Genomic DNA, 22,621 nt, shown 5'->3' on the forward strand with positions numbered 1-22,621 from the left:
ACGGGGGCCGCGAATGAGGCACAATTTACGTCATCTGCGGCAACCGGGGGCCTATTTCCGGCGGAGAAAGGTCTCTTGCAGCCAACGGTGCTCGAGGAAATAAAACACGGCCAGCAGCAAGACGAACACCGCTCCCCTACCCCACATTGCATCCTGGCTACTGCCCCAAAAAACGGCTCCAGCCGCCAAAAGTACGTACAGCAAGATGCGCCCCAGGGGGTAATTGACGGGAAAGTAGCGGCGGGAAACGAGCCAGGCCAGCAGGCACATCAGCGCGTAGCAGGCCAGCATGCCGAAGGCCGGCGCGAGGATGGTGTAGCGGTCTACCAGCAACACACTCAGCGTGATGGCCACCACCGTACCGCTGAAGGCGATGGCCCCGCCGAGGTAGGTGCGGTCGGTCAGCTTGTAGGCCATGGCGAAGTTGCTGTAGAGGCCGAAAAGAAAGTTGGCGCCCAGCAAAGCGGGTAGGATGTAGAGGCCTTGCTGCTCACCTTCGTCGATGATTTCCTTGAGCCAGGGCAGGAAGAGCAAAATGCCCGCCGAAGCCAGCGCCCCCACGATGCCGTAGGCCCGCGTGGCATCGGCGTAGATCGTGCGGTCGGCCGTAGCCAGATCTTTGCCCGCCTGCCGGAAGAAGAAGGGCTCCGCCGCGTAGCCGTAGGCCGTGATGAAGAGATTGAGGAAAACGGCCAGCTTCATCGCCGCGTTGAACTGCCCCGACCAGTAGAGGTTCTCGCTGACCGTTTCCCCGAAGTACCATTTCAAAAAGGTGGGGCCAAAGAGCGCATTGATCACCCCGGCCACCGAAACGATGGTGAGGGGCAGGCTGTAGCGCAGCAGCGTACGCACAGCGGGAGCCCGGAGCGGCGTGGCTTGTTCCGGCACCTCCCGCCGCCGCCGGCCGTACTGCCGCAGGCCATCCCCCAGCAACAAAAAATAACGGAAAGCCGCCGCGCCCGCAATCGTGAGCAGATAGTAGCCTACCCGGTATTCGGGCAAATACTCATGGCCAAACCACGGTCCGCCCGCCGGCAAAGCCACCAGAAAGAGGTAAATCAGCAGGAGATTCACCGCAACGTTGCCAAGGTTGACCGCCACAAAAAACCAGGCCCGCTGCTCCAATCGCAAGCGGGCCAGCGGCACGGCACTCAGCACGTCAAAGGCCACCGTAGCCAAAACCAGCTGGACGTACACCACCCGATCGGGGTACTCCAGCCAGTCCGCCAAGGCATCGTCCAGCAAAAGCATCCCACCGATGCAGAGCAGGACCAACACCACCACGAACTGCTGCGCCCGGCGGAACACGGCCCCGGCATCGTACTCGTCCCGGCTGGCGAAGCGAAAGACCACCGTATCCATCCGGAAAATGAGCAGGGCGATCAGGAGGCCCGTCCACAAGAAAAGGTCGCCTACCACGCCGTATTCTTCGGAAGACATAATGCCGGTGAGGAATTTGGTGACGATCACGAAATTCAGCAGCCGCCCCAGGATATTGCTGAGGCCGTAAACGATCGTTTCTCCACCGAGTTTGCGCAGGGACATGGCCGCGAAGGTAGCGCTATTGCTCGTTTAATTTCGCTGCGTTAGCCTTGGGCGGCGTCCGGACGGGGACGAGGCGCGACACCAGCACGATGGTCAGCAACCCCGCGCCCATGGCCAGGGTCCGGAACGGAAAACCTTCGGGATAGGGCAAGTACTCCGGCAAGCCCAGCGTAGCATCTCCCCCGCCGAAGCGGAGAAAAGCCGCCACCAGAAAACCCGCCAGCGCCCCGTGGCGGTTGGCCTGCGGATCAAAAATGGCGCACACCAGCGCGGGAAACAGGAGGCAGTAGACGAAGTCCGAACACAAAAACCACAGCGCATAAACGCTCTTCACCTGGAAAGCAATCAGGGTAGCGGCTACGCCCACAATCCAGATGCAGCGCTGGATGAGTTTTACCAGGCGCTTGTCCGACATCCCCGGGTCCATTAATGGGCGGTACACGTTCCAGATGCCCATGCTGCTGGCCGAAAGCACACTGCTGTCTACACTGCTCATCACCGCAGCGGCCACCGCCCCAAGACCGATGACGGCCACCGTAGGATTGGTGAGGTAGCGGACGACCCAGGGCAGGGTCGCCGCCGGATCCGTCGGGGGGCCACTGCCCACGGCCGACCAATCCACCGTAGCTGACACCATCCCGATGAGCACCGGAGCAACGGCCGCCAGCAGGCACACTCCCCCGGCCACCAGGCTCAGGATGACCGCCGAACGCTCGTCCCGCGCCGCCAACACCCGCTGGAAGTAGACCTGCCAGGGGATGCCGCCAAAGACGAGCAGCAGCGCCGAATCCCACCAGGTCCAGTAGGCATTACCGAGCGCTTCGCGACTCGGCAAAAAGCTGGCCGCCGCCCCGAATTTTTCCTGGTAGGCCTCGTACGTCGCCGCCAAACCTCCGGTGTACTCCAGGGCAAAAGGAACGATGATGGCCAAGCCAAAGAGTAAAATCCCCAGCTGCACCACGTCCGTCAACGCCACGGCCCAGAGCCCGCCCAAGGCGGTATAAGCCACGGCGATGGCGGCCGAGAGTAGGATGGAGGTCTCCAGATCAATGCCCAGCACGGTCCCGAAAGTCGCTCCCAGCGCAGTAAGAATCGCGGCCGTCCAGAAGAGTTCGCCCGTCAGGGCCGGCAAAAACAGGAGGGCGGTGAGTCGCTTCCCGTAGCGATCCTCGAGGGGATCAAGCATGGTACGGTAACGCCGCCGCCGCATGGGCCGGGCCAGGAACAAGCCACCCACAATTAAGGATAAAGCGTAGCCCCACGGGGCCTGCACCCACACCAGGCCGCTGGTGGCGGTATACTCCGCCGTTCCGTTGATGAAGCCGCCCCCAACCCAGGTGGCCGACATCGTGAAGATGGCCACCCACAGGGGCAAGTTCCGCCCGGCCAGCATCAGCCCGTCGGCATCCGCATCGGCTTCGCGCCGACCCGCAGCCCTGGCCCCCACGTAGTACACCAGGGCGTAGAACGCCGCCATGCTCCCGAAGGCTGGCCAGTTCACCGACTGGTCCGTGAACCAGGCCAGGTACGCCGCCGCAGCGCCCAGCATGCCAAATAGCAGCAAGAAAGGTTTCACACTAGAAAATTTATCCGTCACCGGAGACGGTGCCAGCGCCAAAAATAGGCTAAGCCGGCGGGAGGCGCGTACCTTGCTGTGGTTTAGTAGTTAGTTCAGTAGTGCATAGTTCAGTTGTTCCCACCTTTATTACTTTACTCCCTTTACCCCCATACTTCCCTCCAATGAAAAAAGCATTCGCCTGGCTGGTCCACCTCTTCACCGCCTCGGGCCTCCTGGCCGGGTTCATGGGTTTGCTGGCCGCTGTGGCGGGAGACTACCGCACTGCCATGTGGTGGATGCTGGCCACGCTGGTCATTGATGGCATTGATGGCACCTTCGCCCGCCTGGCCCACGTCTCGGAGGTACTGCCCCACGTCAGCGGGCAGATGATCGATTACGTCATCGACTTTTTCACCTACGCCATTCTCCCCGCCTATCTCTTTTATGTGGCAACCGATTTACCCGCCACGCCACGCCTGCTGGGCAGTTTCGCCATGCTGCTTTCTGCCGCGCTTTACTACGGCCTGGACGGGATGGTCAGTGCCGATGGCCGCCACTTCGTCGGCTTCCCCGTCATGTGGAATATGGTGGTGTACCTGCTGATTTTTGTGGTTCCCGACCTCCCCTGGCCCCTGGTTTTTGGTGCGGTGCTGGCCCTGGCCGTGCTGCATTTCGTCCCCATCCTGGTGCCCTACCCCAGCCGCGGTGGCCGCTGGTGGATGCTCACCATCGGCGTCACCCTGCTTTTTGTGCTCTCCGCCGTGCTCAACGTCTGGTATTACCCCAAGCCCAGTCATTGGTGGCAGGGCATCGCTCTGGCATGCTCCGGCTACTATTGCCTCATCACTCTGCTCGATACCTGGGCGGCCCGTCGTAAAGCCTAAGCCTTTTTAGCCGACCAGGTTTTTCTTTGGGCGCGGCCGCAGGTGCAATGGATGTCGGATGTACGATGTCAGATGTGTAATGTTTGAGGTCAGATGTTAACAGAAGGACTCACACATCGTACATCTGACATCGTACATCTGACATCGTACATCAAACATCAAACATCAAAAAGGGGAGACCTACCCGCAGGTAAGCCTCCCCAAAAGTGCAGGTATTGGATGTGGATTATTGAACGACGAACCGCCGTGTCCATGGTCCCGTCGCATTACTGCCGCGCAGGATGTACACACCGGAGGGAAGGCCACGCAGGTCGAGGCGAACGGGGTTGTTTTCCGTAGCTTCATCTGCCAGCAGTGGGTAGTTCCGCACCAGTTTAGCGTTTACGTCGTAGAGTTGCAGGGTGACGGGACTGTTGCGGTCCAGGGTGCCGGTGATGACGAAGACCTCTCCGCTGGCCGGGTTGGGGAAGACCCCAATGTCCGTCGTAGTGTCTCCACCGGTACCTACTGGCAGCACGTTGATGCCCCGGATGAAGTTGCCCGTACATACTTTGCCGTTTTCGTCCGTCCGCACCACGGTCATCCGCACCCGGTAACTTCCCGCGGAGGGGAAGGTGTAGGCCTGGTTGACATTGCTGCCAACCGTGATCCATGGCCCCGTTGGGTTGAGGCGCCGAACCTCCCAGGTAAAGCTGTCGCAGCCCGTGAAATCCGCCACGGGTTCGAAAGTGTAGCTCAGCGGTGCCGGTCCCGTAAAGTTGATCCCGAAGCCCTGGTTGACCAGGCTGGCCAGTTCTTCATCGTTGTCGCAGCTGCACTTCTCAATCTGGCAGTCGGGCAATTGGATACAGACTTTAAACTGGCAACAGTTGAGGTGCTGCTCGTCGTCTTCCCCGAGTTGGTGTAGCGTGACGGTGAAGCAGATAGAGTCCAGCGGACCAGCCGGAGCGCCAATGAAGAGGTTGATCGGGAAGCTGCCGCCCGGTGCCAGGCCTCCGGTCAGTACGATCGTCGTATCCCACGCGCTCAGGCCCTGGGCCGCCGGGAAGGTGATGTGTGCTTCGCCCATCGGGAAGGCACTCGTATTGACAATGTTGCCCGCCCAGACGTAGAATTCCTCCTTGCAGACGATGGTATCCACTTTCAGGTAGCCACACGGTGGGTCACATTCCAGGCGAATGGTATCACGGCACACTACGCCGTCGCCCTGCAACCACTTGATTTCTACCAGCGTAACGGGCTGGCTGGGGTCATCCAGGCAGATGCGGGGCAGACGGATCAGGCCGTTGGGCAGCGCGCCACCTCCCGTAGCCGTAACGGAAACACTGCTGCCTCCAGCGTTGGTCACCGCCGTCAGCGGGTCGCCCAGGCTGGTGAACACCGAGAGGGTTCCGGAGCCACCCAGGACGCAGAGGTCAATGCCATCAAAATCGAAGTCAGACTCACCGTCGAAGAGGACGATGTCGTAGCAGCAGTCCCGGCCCACCCGGCGCACGTCGCGTACCCTCACCTCATCGCAGGGATCACAATCGGGAACCTCCAGGCAGCGGGGCTCCAGATCGGAGCAGCACAGGGCGTCGGGGTGGATGTTGGGATCAGCACTGTGGGCCACCAGGGTGTAGCAGAATTCAGCGCCCTCGGGCAGGCTGGCCAGCGTGACCGTGAAGGTGCGGCATTCCCCGGGGAGCATGGCCGGAACCACCGGAATGCCCTGCGGTAAGCTACCCGTGGCAGCAAACGAAGCAGCCAGCAGTTCCACGTAGCCAATGCTGTAATCCAGGTCGCTGGGCACGCACAGTTCCAGGGTGAGGGTAAGGCCACCATCGGCATTGCACGCCAGGGTATCACTCGTCACGTAAACACAATCGGGCTCCACGGGGCAGGTCGTCTCCAGGGTATCGCTGCACACTACCGCCAGGTCGGCACCCAGGTAGTTGATGATCACCGTTTGGGGATCCACCAGGAAATCTCCCGGACAGAACGCCACCGCACTCGTCGCAACTCCGCCTGCGGGTAAGGGCCCGGATGCCGTCGCGTCCGCCGCCAGCTGTATCGTCGACGGTGAAGCATTGGCTGCGTACCCAAACAAGGGATTGACGCTGCCGGGAAGGATGGTCAGGTCGGCATCCGGACTGCTGATCTCAATGGCGTGGATCCCCGCAGGCAGGCCACCAAAGACCAGCTCGTAGCAGCACCCCGCGTCAGTCCCGTCGGGATTAACGTAGGGCTTCAGTTCCGTGATGATGTCATCACAGGCCGTCGAGTCGCAATCGATGACGACCAAAATAAGGCTGTCGCTGACGCTGAAGCAACCCGTAGTATTATCCGTAACCACTACGCTGTAAGTTGCGGAGGTGGTGACGACCAATTGATTTCCGCTGCCCACCAGGTTGCCATCCTGGTACCATTCGTAGCTGTAATTTCCCGCTGGCGCGTAGAGGGTGTAGGGCGCGCAGATTTCGTAGCAGCCGGTGGGAACGATGCAGATGTCGGGCAGCGGGTTGATCGTGGCCTGGTCGGTGCCCGTACAGCCACTAATGACGTTGGTGGCCAATACGGTGTAGGTGCCCGCCTGGAAAGTGAAGATGCTCAGGCCCGTTTCTCCCGTGTTCCAGGTGTACACTACGTCGGGTTCCGGGTTGGTAACGGTGATGGTGCTGCCGTCCCCTTCACAATCGCCACCCGTGATGACCAGTACGGGTGCGGGGCTGGTCACTTGCTGGACATTAATCGCCGTATCGGCCACGCATCCATAAGCCACGTTGGTGACTTCCAGAAGAATGACCTGGGTAGCGGGGCCAGCCTGGTAGTTGACGGTAAAATTCATCGCTGTACCCGTTGCCCCGGTAGTCAGGTTCGTCCAGGCGTACGTATGACCGCCGCCCGCCAGGGCCTTCAGCGTAGTAGCCCCCTGGTCACAGATGTATGGATTACCGCTCCAGGAGACGTCGGGCAGCGGAACTACCTGGACTTCAACCGGGTCGGGTACCAAGGTACAACCGTCGCTGGTGGTCAGGGTGACGGAGTAAGTTCCGGCGGTGCTGACGGTGATGCTGTTGGTCGTTGCCCCGGTATTCCAGAGGTAATCGAGGCCACTGACCAGGTTGACGCTGAGCGTAGTGGATTCTCCGTCACAGATGATGAATCCGTTGGAGGCCAGGATCGTATCCTGCTGGGGCGCGGGGTAGATGTCGATGGTTTTTACCACCGTATCCATGCAACCCGCAGTATTGGTCGTGATCAGCGTCACGTCGTAATCGTCGGTGCCCGGGGGCGGAAGGAAGGTGTGCTGGGGGCCGTTGCCCGTGAAAGTGGCTCCGTCCCCAAAATCCCAGAAATACTCAATCACGTTGGATCCCGTGCCCACGAAGGTCACCGGCTTACCGTAGCAAACCGGGTTGGGGAGGAACGTGAAGTCGCTGTTGGGTAAGTCGCTCACCGTGACCACCGAAGTGAATACCGACTGGCAGGTACCATCCGTAATGGTCAGCGTGACCGTGTAAGTGCCATTGGCACCGTAAGCGTAGGTCGGGTTGGTGTCCGTACTCGTGCCCAGACCATCCCCAAAATCCCAGGCGTAAGTAACGGTGCCGGTAACGAGGGTCAGGGCAATTTCACTTTCGTCTTCAAAGGTGACCACCCCACAATTTTCGCTGTAATCAAACTCCGCCAGCAGCGGGTTGCAAATGGTCAGCGGAATGGCCGTACCGCACTTGATGGAGTCCACCTTGAAGATGGAGTCGATCAGGACGCCCGCTACCGGACCGGGAACCTGCAAGGTATCGTAGTCGTAGGCCCAACGGTAAATTTCACTTTCTACCGTATAACAACCTACCCCGGGAAGGCGAATGGTGATGGAATCGTTGGCCACCGTTTCGTCCCCTCCGAAGCCGAGGATGGAAGTGTAAAGGGGCAGGTCAAAGTTGTAGCAATCCACACTGTCCGCCGGGAAAGTCGCCACCAGGTCCCAGATGTCGCAATCGGGCGAACGCTGGGTGGCGGTGAAGAAGTGGTTGACGGGCAGGGCCTGGGTCTGGTAGGGCGGTCCACAGCAGGCCTGCTGGTACACGAACAAGGGGTCCGGACTGGTGGTGCAGCCGTTGGGGTCGGTTACCACTACCGTGTAGGCGTAGGTTTTGATGGTATCGTTCCAAACGTGGGTGAAGGTGGCGTTGCCCGTAGCGGCGGCCCCCTGAGAGATCCCGTTGCAGAACCACTCAATGGTATTCACGCCCGCCGTAGTGGCCGTCAGGACCGGATTGGCGGGGTAAGGTACGTTGTCAACGCAGATTGCATTGACCCCCGCCAGAGAGAGGGAGACGGCGGGGCCATCCACTTCCTCCACTTTGTAAATCCCAACACTGGGGCAGCCGTTCAGGTCGATGGTATTGACCAGATAGTTACCCGGCTGGGTGATCGTAATGGCCCCCGTCGTAGCGCCGGTATTCCACTGCCAGCTGGAAAACAGGGTGCTATCAATGTACAACACCGCCGAACCATCGGGGCACAAATCACCCAGCTGCACAATCGTAGGTTCCTCTGGCGCGGTCAGGGTCAGGTTTTCCGTCAGCGTAAGCACCTGCCCACACAGCTCGATCTCCAGCGTAATCGTCACCATCCCGGGGTCGTTGTTCCACTGGATGGTGGCCGAAGGCGTGTCCTCTCCGGCCACTACGCTGCCCCGGAATTCGGGGGAAACGGACCAGAAGTAGTTCGCATCCGGGTGCTGGGCTACGCTGATGCCGTAGCCGAAGAGGCTGTTGGTACAGGCGGCGGGCCCCGTAATGGCCGGTGAGCCAATGAAGTCGATGGTCGTAGGATTCACCGTAGCGGGCAGCGAAACGCAGTTGGGTGCACTGCCGTCCGTTCCCGTCACCGTCAAGGTGGCTCCGGTGGTGGAGGTAAAAACCACCGTCACCGTCGGCCCGCCCTGGCCAACCATCACCGAACCCACTCCCGGAGGAATGGACCAGTTGTAAGTGTATCCCGGCGCGGGGCTGGCAATGGTGTACACCACGGGCTCGCCCACGCAGTAGTCGGCAGGGCCCAGGATGACCGGGGCAATGGCTTCTTTGAGCACCACGGCAATGCTGTGCTCCGCCACGCAGTAATCCGCCGGGTTTTGTACCGTGGCGGTAACGATGTAGACGCCAGGACCGGGAACGTCGCCCGGATTGAGCGTAAAACTGGAGCCACTGGCGTTCAGGGAAGGATAGCCCATCACTTCCCAGTCGTACTGGGCCAGGGGATCAATGTCGCTGTTGCCAAAAACCGTGACCGCATCGTAAACGCAGGCGGGGTTGGGGAAAGCACTCAGGGTAAAATCGCCGAGGACGGTGACGGACAGCTGAGCCGTACCGTAGCAGTCGTCTCCACTATGGTTGGGCAGGCCATTCAGGAAGGCGCTGCCGTAATCGACTTCCAGCACATAAGTCCCCGGCGTGGTGGGCCAGGTAACGTTGATGATGTGTCCGCCGTTGGGCCCGATGATGGTGCCACCGCTTGCTCCCGTGCTCCAGTTGTAGGCCACGGTGAGCCACTTCGGCAGTTCATAACTCGCGCTTTCTCCTTTGCACACTTCAGTAGGTCCGGCAATGACGCCCGTAGTGGAGATGATCGGTACCACCACCTGCGTGGGGAAGGGGCAGTACATGCTGTCGCAGCCCGTAGCCTCCAGGGTGATGATGCCCGCAGGGCCGGCACCCCACTGTACCATGATGGTATCATTGTTGGTAGGGCCCATGATGGTTCCGTTGGCGGAGACCGTCCAATCGTAGTCGCCGCAGTTGGTGGCATCGGTCCAGTACTTACTCACGTCGCCTTCACAAAGGGTGGATACCCAGTAGATGGCTGGCCCCGGCTTAGGGTCGATGGTGATGTCGTAGGAAATAGAGTCCTGGCAGCAGCAGGCCTGGCTGCCGTCGGGGTTGGTCCCGCTGGAAGTAGCGTAGAGGGTAACGGTATAGGTACCCGCCGCGCCGTAACTGTGGACGGGGTTGGCGACGTTCTGGGCGGTGTTGCCGTCGCCAAAATCCCAGTCAAACGTTGCTGGCGCGCCGGTAGAAGTATTGGTAAAGTAAATGTCCTGGCCCAAGCAAGCGGCGCTGCTGGCGGAAAAGTCCGCAACGGGCGAAGGCGTCAGTTCCACGCACCAGGTACGGGTCAGTTGGAGGGTATTGCCCTGAAAAACACTGACCGTCAGGGTAGCAGCCCCGGCGTTGCCCCAGTCGACGGACACTTGCCTGGGCAGTCCGGGGCTGTAATCCGGCGGTGCCGTGGCGTTGGTGGCGGTCCAGACGTAAGTCAGGCCCGGGTCTTCGGGAAAGAGGTAGGTGGCGGTGCTGTTTTCGCAGGCGGGGATGCACGCTGCCTGCCCGTTGGGGTCGTCGCCGCCCGTGGGATCGCCGGCGGGGGGATAGTCGGCCAGGTCAACCAGCGCACAATCGGGCTTCGGGCACTTTATGGTGAGGAAGACGGCCTGAACGCCGAGAAATTCCCCGGGTTGGCCGTTGGAGCCCACCCGGAATACCTCCAGAAAGAAGGGTTCCTGGGGGCCGCAACAACGCTCTTCGCTGGCGTTGTTGCTGAAGTAAAGATCGCCCTTACGATCGACGAAGAAGCACTCCCGCTCCACTTCAGAGACCACAAAGCCCAGCCCCGGGGGCAGGTCTTCAGCGACGAGATTAGTGATGAGGCCGCGCCCAGAGGGTACGCAGATGGTGTCGGGCGGAAAGTCGAACTGCTGGGCCCGCAGGCTCGCACAGAGCAACACAAGAAGAAGCGATAGGTAGTAGCGTGGTGACATAAGCTGGGATGAATTTCTGGTGTGAGGCTACCCCATAGTAGCTACAAGTGTATCAATCTTACCCCCCCAGGCCAACTTTTTCACTTTTTTTATCCGGGCGCGGTCGCAGGTGCAGGGGATGTGTGATGTCAGATGTGTGATGTCAGATGTAGGATGTCACAACATCACACATCTGACATCTGACATCACACATCCAACCTCCCCTGCACCTGCGACCGCGCAAAAAAGAGCTTCCTTTCGGCAAAGCCCTTATCTTGGCCCTTAGCGTACAATTCCACCTTCCATGCTCGATCGCCTCTACATTGCCGCCACCTCTCAACACGTTGGCAAAACCACTTCCACCCTGGGCCTGATGGCGGCCATCCGGGCCCGCGGCAAAAAGGTGAGTTACTGCAAGCCTGTGGGCCAGGAATTTGTCGAACTGGGCGAACTGCGTGTGGATAAAGACGCCCTCCTCTTTGCCCGGGGCATGGATTTTGAGTTGCGCGCCGACATCCACAGCCCCGTCATCATCGGCCACGGCGTCACGGCGCAGTACCTCGATGATCCTACGCAGTTTGATTTTGCGGCCGAGATCACCCGGGCCAGCCGGCGGCTCCAGGCCGAAAACGACTTCGTCATCTACGAAGGTACCGGCCACCCCGGCGTCGGTTCCGTCTGCGAGGTGAGCAACGCCCAGGTCGCCCAGCTGCTCGATGCCCCCGTGGTCATGATCGTCGAAGGCGGCATCGGCAATACAATCGATAAGCTGAACATGAACCTGGCCATGTTCCGCGAACGCCGCGTGCCCGTGCGCGGGGTGATCGTCAACAAAACCATCCCCAAGAAGCTGGATAAAGTGCGGCACTACGTCGATATCTACCTGAAAAAACTCGGCATCCCCCTGCTCGGCGTGTTGCCCTACGAGAAGTCCCTCTCCAGCCCCATCATGGCCACGGTACGCCACGCCCTCAACGGCCGCACGCTGTTACACCGCGACCAGCTCGATAACCAGGTCGAAAACATCGCCAGCGGCAGTTTGCTGGCCCTCGAAGAAGTCGAAAACCTCAAAAACCTCCTCATCATCGTCAGCCACCGCCGCCTGGAAGAAGCCCTCGGGGCCTTGCAGGTCATCCTGGCCGACCGCGAGCTGCCGGGCTCCACCATCTCCGGCATCGTAGTGACCGGCGAAGAAGACCAGAACATCGAGCTGCCCCACCTGGACTTCATCAATACCCACAAGATTCCCGTGCTCGCCTGTGCGCTGGATACCTACGGCGCCGCCATCCGCATCAGCCAGATGGAGGTAAAGATCAACCTGAAAACCCCCTGGAAGATTCGCCGGGCGGTGGAATTGATCGAAGAGTACGTCGATGTGGATTTGTTGCTTTGAGGCCTCGCAGTAGCCAAAGGCTGCCGAGAGGCTCGGGTCGGGGGGCAAACGTCCAGCAAGGAAATTACCACCTGGTGGGATCGCCGAACAGGGCCAATCCACTTTAACAAAAGGCTATTGTACAGTGCCTTTCACCGCACCCGGTGCCGCCCAGCCCGCAGGAGGCTGCAACGGCACCGGATGGGCGAACTGCGGAGCAGTTAGGCGTCGGCGCTGCGTCCTTCGGGGAAGGGAATAACGAGCTCCTGGCCGGGAAAGATCTTGTTGGGATCGTCCAGCGTGTGGGTATTGGCCGCGAAGATGGCTTTGTAGGCCATGGCCTCCCCCAGGTATTCCTTGGCGATTTTGGAGAGGCTGTCTCCCTTCTCTACCGTGTGGTGGGCGTAGGCAGTGCGGTTGCGCACTTTGATGTCGGCCTCCACGTCAGAGGGGTTTTCGCCACCGATGCGCTTGATCTCGTCCCACATCAGGTCTTTGTGGTACTGGAATTCAACGGTTCCGCCCATGCGGAGCCGGCCGTCGGCTTCTTCTACGTAGCCGTCTTTGGCATCGAATTTTTCGCCCATGGTGAGGACGCTGCGGTACTTTTCGTGTAAACTCATTGCTGGTTAATTATGGATGAACATTTAATGGTTTTACCGGACATTGGGTCAGCAGACCGAATTTCCGGGATTGTGCGTGGTGTGACGAAGGGTCGCCAAAAAGGTAACGGGATGAAGGTACAGGCTTGTCTGCTTTATTCTGACGAAATCAAGTTTATTTTTTCGTCAACTTCCCAGTTGGCCCGCAGCGCTTCGATGGGAAAGCGCCGGATGGTTTCCGGCTGCCGCCGGAGGAGGTAGTTGCCAGCATCGTAGCGGCCGTTGGCGTTGGCGTCGACGATGATTTCCACCAGGTAGGTAGCGGGCTTGAGGCCGGCGTAGCGCAAATTGGCCTCCGTGGTAAAGCGCAGCACCCGTTGGGTCTCCGGCACGACTTTATCACTCTCCACCAAGCGCAGTAAGTACTGTTGGGTGGAGTCCAGTCCCGCAATCCCCAGGTTCAGGGTGCCGTACTGTTCGGGGGAGGCGGCGGTAAAGGCCAGCGCCAGGGTATCGGGATTGGTGGCGCCCGACCAGGCCGTAAGGGCAGCGGGCAATACCCGGAGGCGGTACTTTCCTTCGGGTGCCCATCTGGCTTGCAGGCGCAAGACCCCGGGGTAGAGCGTATCGAGGGCGAAGCGGTAGGGCAGGCCGCTGGTCAGGGTGTCGCGCAGGAGGCGGATGCGGCTGGTATCCACCGTTTCCAGGGGTTGGTTGTAGCGCAAGACGACGCCTTCCTCCGGGTTCAGGCGGCCGCCGGAGGCAGAGAGCAGCCGGAGTGGCGTCTCCTGCGTTGCCGGCCTGTTCCCTACCACCAGGGTATCCACCCACACGCCGTCGCGCCCCACCAGGATGGAGTCGGGGCCAGCACTGCGGTAGAACAGGCGGAGGGTGTCCTGATCGTTGCGGCGCAGGTAATCCCGTTGGCTGATCACCTCCACGCCTTCCGCCGCCTGGTTGAGCACCAGCCGGTACTGCCCCACCGCTGTTGAATCAAAAGTATTGACGCGCAACGGCCGGGGGATGGCCGAAAGGCGGATGGTGCCAACGGTATTACTGCCGTCGGCCACGTTAAGTACACTGTCCACAAAACCCACCGCCTGCGGCTGGGCAAAACCCGTAAAATCGAGGTAGTAGTTCGTGGCCGCCGGATTGCGCAGCAGGGCAATGGCCCGGTAGCGCCCGGGGCGAATATTGTACACCGTGAAGTTGCCTTCCTTATTGGTTTGGGCGAAGTACGTCGGGTTTTCCGTCAGCGCGGCGGTATCCGCCAGGTTGCCGTACAGCGTAAACGTGGCCCCGTCAATGGGTTTGCCCGTAAAATCCTCCACCAGCGTACCCGATACGGAAGCCGAATCGAGCACCGGCCCGGTGGCGAAGACGAAGCGGAGGTTCTCCGTAGGGTTACCTTCATTGAGGTCTTGCACGGCCGCCCCGATGTTCACCACGTAGGTAACGCTGTCCCGCAGTTCCAGGCCCGCCAGGTTGATCACCAGGCTGCGCCGCTGCAGTTCGGGGCGGTTGTCTTCTCCCAATTCCAAAGGTGGAGAAATCAGGATTTGCTGCTTGGGGTCAAGCTTCACCCATTCATCGAAAGTGAGAATGATTTCCTCCGGCCGGGAGTTGGTCTGGAAATTGGGACTGGATTTTTCCAATACCAGGGCCGGCCCGATCGTATCCCGCGGACCACCCGTGGGAGCCGAGGGCGTTGCACAACGTTGCAGGGTCGTCAGCTGGGCCAGTAACAGCAAAAGAAAAGCGGCAGCGGCAAGAAAGGATCTGATCATCTACTGGCTAAGAGCGTTTTTGGCGGACTTTCGTGGTCTGGAACAAAGGCAAAGGTAGGGTGGTCGTAGAAAACCCACTAGCGCACCAGCACCACGCTGCCCTCGCGGATGCCCCGGCCACCGTCGATAAAACTCGCCTCCAGGGTCCAGACGTAGGTGCCCGAGGGCAGCTCGCGGCCGTTGAATCGCCCGTCCCACCCCACCCCAGGGTCATTGGGTGCCAGGTCAAAGGCCTCGAAGACCTGCTCCCCCCAGCGATTGAAAACGCTCAGGCGGTGGATGAGCACCACGTCGCCGCCGTCCTGCGGGAACCACTGGTCATTGATGCCGTCTCCGTTGGGCGAAAAGGCCGTGGGCAGGTAGATTTCCCGGCAGTTGATGAAGTCCACGTCAATTTGGTCAAATACCAGCCCACAGGGGTCGTCCACGAAGGCCCGGTACCGCCCGGGCCGGGAGATGTACAGGGTATCGAAGGGCAGGCCGTCGTTGAAATCCAGAACGGGTTGGCCCACGTCGTTCTGCGGACTGATACGGAGCAGTTCCCCCAAACACAGGGTGGTATCGGGCGGCCCGAGGTCGAGAATCGGAACGGGGAGGTGATCAATCACCACCCGGTCGGAGGCTTCGCAGATGATGTCCTGGCGCGTCACGGTCACTTCGTACGTGCCGGGGGCATTGACGCTCACCCGGGGCCCGGCCAGCTCGGGGTTGGCCCACTGGTAAATCGCCGTGGGCGTGGTAACGTCGAAGCTGATGAAGTCGGCCGGGCAAATGCTCGTATCCGGCCCCAGCTTCACGAAGGCAGAATCTCCTTCCACCGTGATGCGCACGGTATCGACCAACGGAATACCACAGGCATCAAAAATCCGCACGGTGTAGACCGTCGTAGTGTCGGGCGCGGCCGTTACACTCGGTGCGGTGGGGTCGTCCAGGCCGGCCGCCGGCGACCATTCGTACCTTTCCCCGCCCCTTACGTCCAGCAAGACCTGCCCGCCCGGGCACATCGTTACGTCCTCCAGCTGCTTGAGGAAAGAATTGAAGCGAAAGCAGACTTCCTGGCGGTTGAACAAGCCCCCCGTAGCCGCCGCGAAGCCGTAAAACACGAAGGGGTCGCCGCCAAAGATTTCGTTCACAATATCTCCGGTGTATTCCAGGCGCAGGCTGCAGTCGAAGTACACCCGCAGCGTCTGGGCCGGGGCATCCCAGGTAACGCGCAGGGGGATGAAGCGGCAGGTTTCAATATTGGCACTCCGCTCGGAAGCCTGCACCGGCCCGGCCAGGTTATCCGGCCCCGAGTGCGTCACCGAGCCATTGGCCATGATAGCCACGTGGTCAAATACCGGGTCCAGCCGGTTGGTGTTCTCGTAAGTGTCGAATTCCACGCCCAGGGCCGGCCGGACTCCGCCAATGCCCAGGCCCTCGCCCGCCTGCCCCACACTGGCACTGATGGGCTGCAGTCCAAAAACCACCCCGTCCGCCCCGTCCGCGTCCGAGCAGCCGAAAAAGATGTCCATCACCAGGTCAAAACTTCTGCGCAGGTCTACTTTTTCGGGGTACCAGATGGACCCCACGTCAAACATCCGCTGAGAGGTAAGTTGAAAGCAGGAGTCGTTGGTCTGCACCGCCGAACCGTTCAAAAAATACTGGGCAGCCAATCCCAGGGGCAGGGCCGCAACCAACAACAGGCTAAAAAGGATCTTGCGCAACATCGCGTGAAGGTACGCCTCCCGCTCCTTCGCGCACCAGCTGATTTCCCGTTTTGCCGTAGCGTAGACAGCATTGCCGGCGGCCAGTGGGCGCGGCCGCAGGTGCACAGCAAGAACAAGAAGCAATGCCCGCACTAAGCCGGCACCTCCCCCCGCAGCAGGGCGGCAAGGTCAATACCGGCTACCTTAGCCAGATTGGCCATGAGGGGAATGGCGACGATGTTTTCCCCCAGCTCCCGCAAGTCGTCCTGAAAATCCAGGTGAATATCCGGGTGTTGCTTGTGGAGCAGGCTCACAATTTTGCTCGTCCGTTTCACTACGTAATCGTTGAGCGTACGGGCTTTCCCAGCGCTGAAAGAGGCAATCTTCTGGCGGTTTGGCCGCAACCCGTCGTTGAGCAGCAACAGATTGGCCTGAATTTCTCCGTACTTGTCTTTGGTGGTTTTTACGTGGCGCGTGATGTCTCCGCTGATGGAGCGCATGGCCAGCAACAGGTAGCCGGGCGAGTAAAAATGGTCAGCTTCCGCTTGCAGGTAGCCCTCAATTTCTTTGAGAAGGTCCAGCCGGCGATCTTCAGCCGTTTCGCCCGCATCGAGCAGCTCAAATTCCAGCTTGGCCACCAAAGCTGGCTCCTTAACCAAGAGGCGGAAAAGGAGTTTGTCTTTTTCCCGTGGGGAAAGCCGGCTGACGGCCTTCTTCATTTCTTCGCTAAGTGGGATGCGCTTTGCCATGGGGTGGATTTATGAGCGATTAAGGCAAAGGTAAACTTTTCGGCCCGCCCCGTTGGGGGCCAGATGCCCAAATGGCCAGCCCCGCCCCCCCGTTGAGCACCGCCTGCTCCCAAAAACACCGCTCCCCCACCAACGCCTGGTTGATGGGGGAGCAGTTTCGCTGTTTTCCAATGCGGTCGCTTAAGACTCGTACTGGTTGCAGCCAAAATCACCGTTGGTGATGAACTCCAGGCCAGCCGTAGCCGACTGTGACTGGAGTACGGGCAGGACGAATTTCATGCCGCTTTCGCTGAGCACTTCGCATTCGCCAAAGTTTTCACGGTTTTGTACGGCGGGGGCGTTGTGCTCCCAGTGGTTACAGGTTTTGCAAGTAGCTTCCATGGTAAAAGGTTTTTTAGTGACAGATGCTAATGTAACGCCAGCCAGTTGCGCAAGGTTAGCCTAACACACTGAATTTGAGCAATTTGGAGCAGGACTAAATAGGCTTAGATCAATGCTGTTGCCGCTTCAGCCCAGGTATTGTCGCGGCTTCAGCCCGACCCTCAGGTATTGTCGCGGCTTCAGCCCCCCCCAGGTATTGTCGCGGCTTCAGCCCCCCCCAGGTATTGTCGCGGCTTCAGCCCGACGAATACTGCCGCTACTTCAGCCTAAGCTTCCGATCTTTGGGCCAAATAATAGCTCCCAGTGTCCATCCCCGCCCACCTGGTTGGCCGCAAGCCTGCCTTGAAAGTTGCCGACGTCCCCGCCGAAGTCCTACACTACCTCAATCTCGGCACTTTGGAGAGTGCGAACCTGACGGAGTGGCTGGCCATTGACCCAGTAGCCCTGGTCAGTACCGTCTTTAAAAAGTTGCGGCCCAGCTGGATACCTGTCCTGACGGCCGGGATCCAGGATCTGAAAAAGCCAACGGCGATGGCGGTCACCCGCTGCGTAGGCGCGCAGCTGGCGGCCCTGGCGACGAAGGCCGGGTCGGTTGATGCGACGCTGAACTGGCTGCTGGCCCATCCGTCGGATACCGTCCGGGGTTACGCTGCGACAATGGTTGCGGCCCTGGACCTTCCCCTGGCCGACACCCTGCAAGGCCTGCGTCCCGTTGCAGCCGATGCGCATTTCGGCCCCCGCGAGATCGCCATGTTTGCCGCCAAGCCCTGCATCGGCCGTGACCTCGACCTGGCCGTCCGCCTCCTCCGGCCCTTCACGGCCGAAAGCGACGAAAACCTGCGCCGCTTCGCCATTGAAGCCACCCGCCCAATTGGGGTCTGGACGTCCCACCTTCCCGCCCTCAAGGCCCAACCCGGCATCGGCCTTCCCTTGCTCGAACCACTACGGGCAGACCCCAGCCGCTACGTACAAAACGCCGTGGCCAACTGGCTCAACGACGCCGCCAAAAGCCAGCCCGCGTGGGTCCGCCAAGTCTGCCAACGCTGGCTGGCCGAGTCGCCAGGCCCCGCCACCGCCTACATCGTCAAACGCGGTATGCGCAATTTATAACTACCGCTGGCCCCGACTTGCCCTGCTACTCCCCCTTTGGGGGTCGGGGGGCCAACTTTCTCCCCCTTTCGGGGGGTCGGGGGGGGAGCACCTGCGGCCGCGCCCAACTTAAATCATCCCCCACCAGAAACGGTCCGCAATATCCGCAAAAGACCGGCTGCGTCCAGGGCCCCGTTGTACTGAAAAATGCGTTCAAAAGCGGGGTTGAGGATGCAAACTGTCGGGTAAGCCACCCGCCCATCTACCGTTCCTAAGGCCTCCGCCAAGCCGTGGACGCCGGTCTTGCGACCCGTAGGCCGAAAGCGAAAAGTGTGGCCCCGCCACTGAACGTCCTGCTCCGTTTCCGCATCAAAAGAGACGAAATAAAAGTCCGTATTCAATAGCCGCACCACCGCCGTATCCCGCAAAGTAGTGTGCTCCATGCGGTGGCAGTAGCGACACCAGTCCGTCCGCAAAAACACCAGTACCGGCCGCGCCTCCACGGCCTGCAGGCTATCGACTTGCTCAAAGCGGTAGGCCACCGGCTGCGCCCCGAGCGACGCCACGCCGCCCAAAAACGCACTGATGAACAGCCAGAAAATCATCGGAACAGGCATACTGATGGTAAATGTATCACCGCCGCCAGGCAGCATCGTAGTTAATGTGTAATTCCCTGGCACCCCAAATCATATATCCAGACGCCCCCGAAAAATCTTCAAGTTTCCCTATGAACTACTGCACTATGAACTAATTCACTCCCAAAGCGTCCACCGCAAGCCCAAAAACCCCCGCCGCCCCTGGTTGGGCGCAAAGACGTAGGTGGGGTCGAAAGACAGGGCATTGGGATTTTCGGGGGTAGGCTCCACCTGGCCTTCGGGGCCGAAAGTTACTCCCCGATCGAAGGGATCAAAAGCGCGGGCGATGCTGTTGGCCGGCGGCGTGTAGTTGAGGAGGTTCTTGACGCCGCCGTAGACTTCCACCCGTTCGCCGAGGCGCTGGGTCAGCTGGATGTTTTGGAGGCTCCAGACTGGCGAGGTGCCGGGGCGATCGTCCAGTTCCCCCAGCAGCGGGAGGCGCATGGGGCCGTAGACGTTGCCGGTATAATCCACCGTCAGGCCCCAGCGCGGCAAGCGATAAGCGATGCTCCAGACGCCCGAAAAACGCTCCGTGAGCAGCTGGCGCTGCCGCGTGCCGTCCTCATCCGTCAGGCTCACGTCCTGGAACGTCCCCCCGGCCAGGAGTTGGAGCCCGTTGGCAAATTCCACGTCGACATTCAAACTCAGCCCCTGCGAAACGGAATGCCCCGCGAGGTTGGCGTAGATGATCTTGTTCACGTCCGTCTCGTAATCCGGCAGGATGCGGTTGCTGAAGTAGGTATAGAAGGCGGAGGCGTCCAGACCAATGAAGGTGCCGCGCCCCGCGTAAATTTTGCGGACGTAATTGAGGTTGCCGTTCCAGGAGGTTTCCGGGCTCAGGTCACCCCGGAATTCTACCGTCCGGGCTCCGGTGAGGGCGGCGTGGTCTTCGGTGAAGACGTTGGCCACCCGGTAGCCGTTGCCGGCGCTGAGGCGGAGGGTGTGCTTTTTGTCCGGCGAGGTGTATTTGTAGTTCAACCTCGGGCTCCAGACGCTGCCGTGGCGGCTGTTGTAGTCGTAGCGCAGGCCCAGCAGGAAAGTATGGCGGGGGCCGAGGGTAATTTCGTCCTGCACGAAGATGCCCGGCAGGGCAATGCGGGAAGGCGCCGTCTGCGTTGGGTTATCGGCGGCGGCCGTGGCGGGCGTATTGTCGTCGTACCAGGTGTAGCGGTAGGCGGCACCTAGCAGGAGATCGTGGCTGTTGCCCAGGACTTTGTTCCAGGTCAGCTGGCCGAAGCCGACGTACTGCCGTGCGGCGTAGGCTACCGTGCCGTAGTAACTGTCCTGATGATGGCCGTTGACGCTGTACTGGAACATCAGGGGTTCGCGGGTGGGCAGTTGGTAGGTGCCCAGTAATTCCCAGCGATTGGTGAGGATGCTTTCGCCGTAGCGTTCGTCGCCTCCCCGGTCGGCTTTTGTCCAGTCCATTTCCCCGCCGAAGCGGTCTTCGTAGACGTAGCGGGCGGCGAGGGAAAAGACGCGGTTTTCCGGCCGGTCGAGGGTGAACTTCTGGAAGACGGAGAGCCGGTTTTGCAGGGTCACGTCGGTGAACCCATCATCGTTGCGGTCTATCCGGTTCTGAAAATTGAAGTAATTGATGCCCAGCAGCGATTGTCCGCGCGGCCCCAGCCCGAATTTCAGTCCCAGGTCGGCGTTGACATCCCCCCAGTCGGAACTGAAAACGTCGGCCGAAAACCGGGGTGCATTGCCCGGCTTTTTGGTGATGATGTTGATCAAGCCACCCACCGCTTCGGAGCCGTAGAGCGTCGAGGCGGGTCCTTTGACGATTTCGACGCGCTCGATCATGGCCTGGGGGATGCCCGTCAGGCCGTACACCGTGGCCAGGCCGCTGACGATGGGCATGCCGTCAATGAGCACCATCGTGTAGGGTCCCTCCAGGCCATTGATGTGGATATCGCCGGTGTTGCAGACGTTGCAGTTGAGTTGCGGCCGCACGCCATTGACGTTCTGCAGGGATTCAAAGATGCTCGGCGTGGGGTTGGCCCGGAAAAACTGGGCGTTGTAGACTTCTACGGGTACCGGACTGTTGGCCTTCGAGACTTCCTTCATCGTGGCGGACACCACCACTTCTTCCAGCGCAGCGGCGGTGCTTTCCAGGCGGATGTCCAGCGTTTTGGCCTCGCCCTCCGCCAGGCTGATGGTGGTGGCCAGCGGACTAAAGCCCAGCGAAGTCGCCCGGAGGGTATAACGGCCAGCGGGCAGTTGGTCGAGCCGGTAGCGACCGTCGGTATCGGCCGTAACCGCGTGGTTACCGGGCTGCATGCCAACGGTGGCGAAGGGCAGCGCTTCGCCGTTTTCATCCAGCACCAGCCCTCCCAGACTGGCGTTCTGGGCTCCCAGCCCTAAGGCCAATGCCATGGCCATCATCAGTATGCTCTGTTTCATCACCATCTCGCTTTTGGGGCGCGGTCGCAGGATGCCACGTCCGTCTTGTTACGAGCAAAGATAGTCAAGCAGAATATTTTTGTTAGATATATCTAACTTTTATTTTTCACCATTCTTTTGCCTTCCCTACCGTAGCCACGGAAGTATCCAGCTCCTTCCATTTCCGAAGAAACCGTCCGTGTGCCCTACCCTGCTCTTGAAAACCGTCCCCTGCATCCTGCGGCAGCGCCCACTTAAAACGCCTCCAAATACCCAACCAAAATAAAAAACCAGCCCGCTCAACTTTATTTTGGAACGATCGTTCTGTAGTCATCCAATAACGGAACGATCGTTCCAAAATAATACCACATGTCTTCTTTACAAGGTAAAGTCGCCGTAGTCACCGGCGGCAATTCTGGCATCGGCTACGCTGCGGCCGCCCGTTTTAAAGCCAACGGGGCCACCGTCATCATCACCGGACGCAACGCCGACCGCGTTGCCGAAGCCGCCGGCACCCTGGGGGTCGAGGGCTTGGTGGGCGACGTCGGCTCCGTGGCCGACATCAGCCAAATGGCCAATACGGTGCAAGCCCGCCACGGCAAGGTGGACGTCCTGTTCATCAACGCCGGCGTCTTCGAGCCCGCCCCCGTCGGTTCCATCAGCGAAGAGATGTTCGACCGGCAGATGGGCATCAACTTCAAGGGTGCGGTCTTTACGCTGGAAAAGTTCCTCCCCATTCTCAACGACGGTGCTTCCGTGATCAACCTCTCCTCGATCAATGCGCTCGCTGGCATGACCAACACTTCCGTATACGCCGCCTCCAAAGCCGCCATGAATTCCTACTCCCGCACCGCCTCCACGGAGCTGGCCCCGCGGCGGATTCGCGTCAATGTCGTCAACCCCGGCCCCATTTCCACCCCCATCTTCGGCAAAACCGGAATGCCCGCCGAGCAGCTCGATGGCTTTGCCCAAGCCATGCAAGCCCGGGTTCCCCTCAAGCGCTTTGGCCAGCCGGAAGAAGTTGCCAACCTGGTGGCTTTTCTCGCCTCCGATGAGGCCGCCTTCATCACCGGCAGCGAATTTACCGTCGACGGCGGAGCGGCCGTAAACCCCCTGGTGGGCTAGGTCCGTAAGCGCCAAGACGAAAAACCTGATTAACTTA

Annotated in this window: 14 protein-coding genes; 4 read left to right on the forward strand and 10 right to left on the reverse strand. The window is 60.3% G+C overall.

What is annotated here, in order from left to right:
- Positions 1-51 precede the first annotated feature (51 nt).
- Both H9S92_RS00340 and H9S92_RS00345 read right to left on the reverse strand, forming a co-directional pair.
- Positions 52-1,545 carry a lipopolysaccharide biosynthesis protein gene (locus H9S92_RS00340; protein ID WP_187464742.1) on the reverse strand — a complete coding sequence of 498 codons (1,494 nt, stop codon included), beginning with the start codon at positions 1,543-1,545 and terminating at the stop codon, positions 52-54.
- A gap of 16 nt (positions 1,546-1,561) precedes the next feature.
- Entirely contained in the window at positions 1,562-3,121 is a 1,560-nt protein-coding gene (locus H9S92_RS00345) for a sodium:solute symporter family protein (RefSeq protein ID WP_187464743.1), read from the reverse strand.
- Positions 3,122-3,285: 164 nt separating this feature from the next.
- Here H9S92_RS00345 and H9S92_RS00350 point away from each other — a divergent pair, with 164 nt between their 5' ends.
- Positions 3,286-3,987, forward strand: a complete 702-nt coding sequence (locus H9S92_RS00350; RefSeq protein WP_187464744.1) for a CDP-alcohol phosphatidyltransferase family protein — start codon at positions 3,286-3,288, stop codon at positions 3,985-3,987.
- 226 nt (positions 3,988-4,213) lie between these two features.
- Here the strand turns inward: H9S92_RS00350 and H9S92_RS22585 are convergent, their stop codons facing one another.
- Entirely contained in the window at positions 4,214-10,792 is a 6,579-nt protein-coding gene (locus H9S92_RS22585; protein ID WP_187464745.1) for a PKD domain-containing protein, read from the reverse strand.
- Between the two features lie 283 nt (positions 10,793-11,075).
- On the opposite strand from H9S92_RS22585, the gene H9S92_RS00360 reads away from it, so the two are divergent.
- Entirely contained in the window at positions 11,076-12,164 is a 1,089-nt protein-coding gene (locus H9S92_RS00360) for an AAA family ATPase (protein ID WP_187464746.1), read from the forward strand.
- Between the two features lie 200 nt (positions 12,165-12,364).
- Here H9S92_RS00360 and H9S92_RS00365 read toward each other — a convergent pair whose 3' ends face one another.
- The 5 genes from H9S92_RS00365 to H9S92_RS00385 all read right to left on the reverse strand — a co-directional run bounded on the left by H9S92_RS00365 (position 12,365) and on the right by H9S92_RS00385 (position 17,350).
- A complete protein-coding gene (locus H9S92_RS00365; RefSeq protein ID WP_187464747.1) occupies positions 12,365-12,766 on the reverse strand; it encodes a LysM peptidoglycan-binding domain-containing protein in 402 nt (133 codons plus the stop codon).
- Between the two features lie 134 nt (positions 12,767-12,900).
- Entirely contained in the window at positions 12,901-14,532 is a 1,632-nt protein-coding gene (locus tag H9S92_RS00370) for an Ig-like domain-containing protein (protein WP_187464748.1), read from the reverse strand.
- A 77-nt stretch (positions 14,533-14,609) separates the two neighbouring features.
- Positions 14,610-16,241, reverse strand: a complete 1,632-nt coding sequence (locus H9S92_RS00375) for a lectin-like domain-containing protein (RefSeq protein ID WP_187464749.1) — start codon at positions 16,239-16,241, stop codon at positions 14,610-14,612.
- A 131-nt stretch (positions 16,242-16,372) separates the two neighbouring features.
- Entirely contained in the window at positions 16,373-16,969 is a 597-nt protein-coding gene (locus H9S92_RS00380) for a hypothetical protein (protein WP_187464750.1), read from the reverse strand.
- A 180-nt stretch (positions 16,970-17,149) separates the two neighbouring features.
- Entirely contained in the window at positions 17,150-17,350 is a 201-nt protein-coding gene (locus H9S92_RS00385) for a hypothetical protein (RefSeq protein WP_187464751.1), read from the reverse strand.
- Positions 17,351-17,653: 303 nt separating this feature from the next.
- On the opposite strand from H9S92_RS00385, the gene H9S92_RS00390 reads away from it, so the two are divergent.
- Positions 17,654-18,460, forward strand: a complete 807-nt coding sequence (locus H9S92_RS00390; RefSeq protein ID WP_222935916.1) for a hypothetical protein — start codon at positions 17,654-17,656, stop codon at positions 18,458-18,460.
- A 113-nt stretch (positions 18,461-18,573) separates the two neighbouring features.
- On the opposite strand, the gene H9S92_RS00395 is transcribed toward H9S92_RS00390, so the two are convergent.
- Together H9S92_RS00395 and H9S92_RS00400 are read right to left on the reverse strand one after the other, a co-directional pair.
- On the reverse strand, positions 18,574-19,056 hold the full coding sequence (locus tag H9S92_RS00395; RefSeq protein ID WP_246463563.1) for a thioredoxin family protein: 483 nt from the start codon (positions 19,054-19,056) through the stop codon (positions 18,574-18,576).
- 135 nt (positions 19,057-19,191) lie between these two features.
- Positions 19,192-21,480: a TonB-dependent receptor gene (locus H9S92_RS00400; protein WP_187464752.1), complete on the reverse strand. Its 2,289-nt coding sequence runs from the start codon at positions 21,478-21,480 to the stop codon at positions 19,192-19,194.
- A 348-nt stretch (positions 21,481-21,828) separates the two neighbouring features.
- Between H9S92_RS00400 and H9S92_RS00405 the strand changes: the two genes are divergently transcribed.
- Positions 21,829-22,584 (forward strand): SDR family oxidoreductase, encoded by a 756-nt coding sequence (locus tag H9S92_RS00405; RefSeq protein ID WP_187464753.1) that lies wholly within the window; start codon positions 21,829-21,831, stop codon positions 22,582-22,584.
- The last annotated feature ends 37 nt before the right edge of the window (positions 22,585-22,621 follow it).

Source organism: Neolewinella lacunae, from assembly GCF_014349155.1.
Taxonomy (GTDB): domain Bacteria; phylum Bacteroidota; class Bacteroidia; order Chitinophagales; family Saprospiraceae; genus Neolewinella; species Neolewinella lacunae.

Coding starts and splice junctions, on each gene's coding strand:
- H9S92_RS00395 (WP_246463563.1), bottom strand. CDS start 19,056: ATGCCTGTTCCGATGATTTTCTGGCTGTTCATCAGTGCGTTTTTGGGC.
- H9S92_RS00385 (WP_187464751.1), bottom strand. CDS start 17,350: ATGGAAGCTACTTGCAAAACCTGTAACCACTGGGAGCACAACGCCCCC.
- H9S92_RS00360 (WP_187464746.1), top strand. CDS start 11,076: ATGCTCGATCGCCTCTACATTGCCGCCACCTCTCAACACGTTGGCAAA.
- H9S92_RS22585 (WP_187464745.1), bottom strand. CDS start 10,792: ATGTCACCACGCTACTACCTATCGCTTCTTCTTGTGTTGCTCTGTGCG.
- H9S92_RS00340 (WP_187464742.1), bottom strand. CDS start 1,545: ATGTCCCTGCGCAAACTCGGTGGAGAAACGATCGTTTACGGCCTCAGC.
- H9S92_RS00380 (WP_187464750.1), bottom strand. CDS start 16,969: ATGGCAAAGCGCATCCCACTTAGCGAAGAAATGAAGAAGGCCGTCAGC.
- H9S92_RS00375 (WP_187464749.1), bottom strand. CDS start 16,241: ATGTTGCGCAAGATCCTTTTTAGCCTGTTGTTGGTTGCGGCCCTGCCC.
- H9S92_RS00350 (WP_187464744.1), top strand. CDS start 3,286: ATGAAAAAAGCATTCGCCTGGCTGGTCCACCTCTTCACCGCCTCGGGC.
- H9S92_RS00365 (WP_187464747.1), bottom strand. CDS start 12,766: ATGAGTTTACACGAAAAGTACCGCAGCGTCCTCACCATGGGCGAAAAA.
- H9S92_RS00370 (WP_187464748.1), bottom strand. CDS start 14,532: ATGATCAGATCCTTTCTTGCCGCTGCCGCTTTTCTTTTGCTGTTACTG.
- H9S92_RS00400 (WP_187464752.1), bottom strand. CDS start 21,480: ATGAAACAGAGCATACTGATGATGGCCATGGCATTGGCCTTAGGGCTG.
- H9S92_RS00405 (WP_187464753.1), top strand. CDS start 21,829: ATGTCTTCTTTACAAGGTAAAGTCGCCGTAGTCACCGGCGGCAATTCT.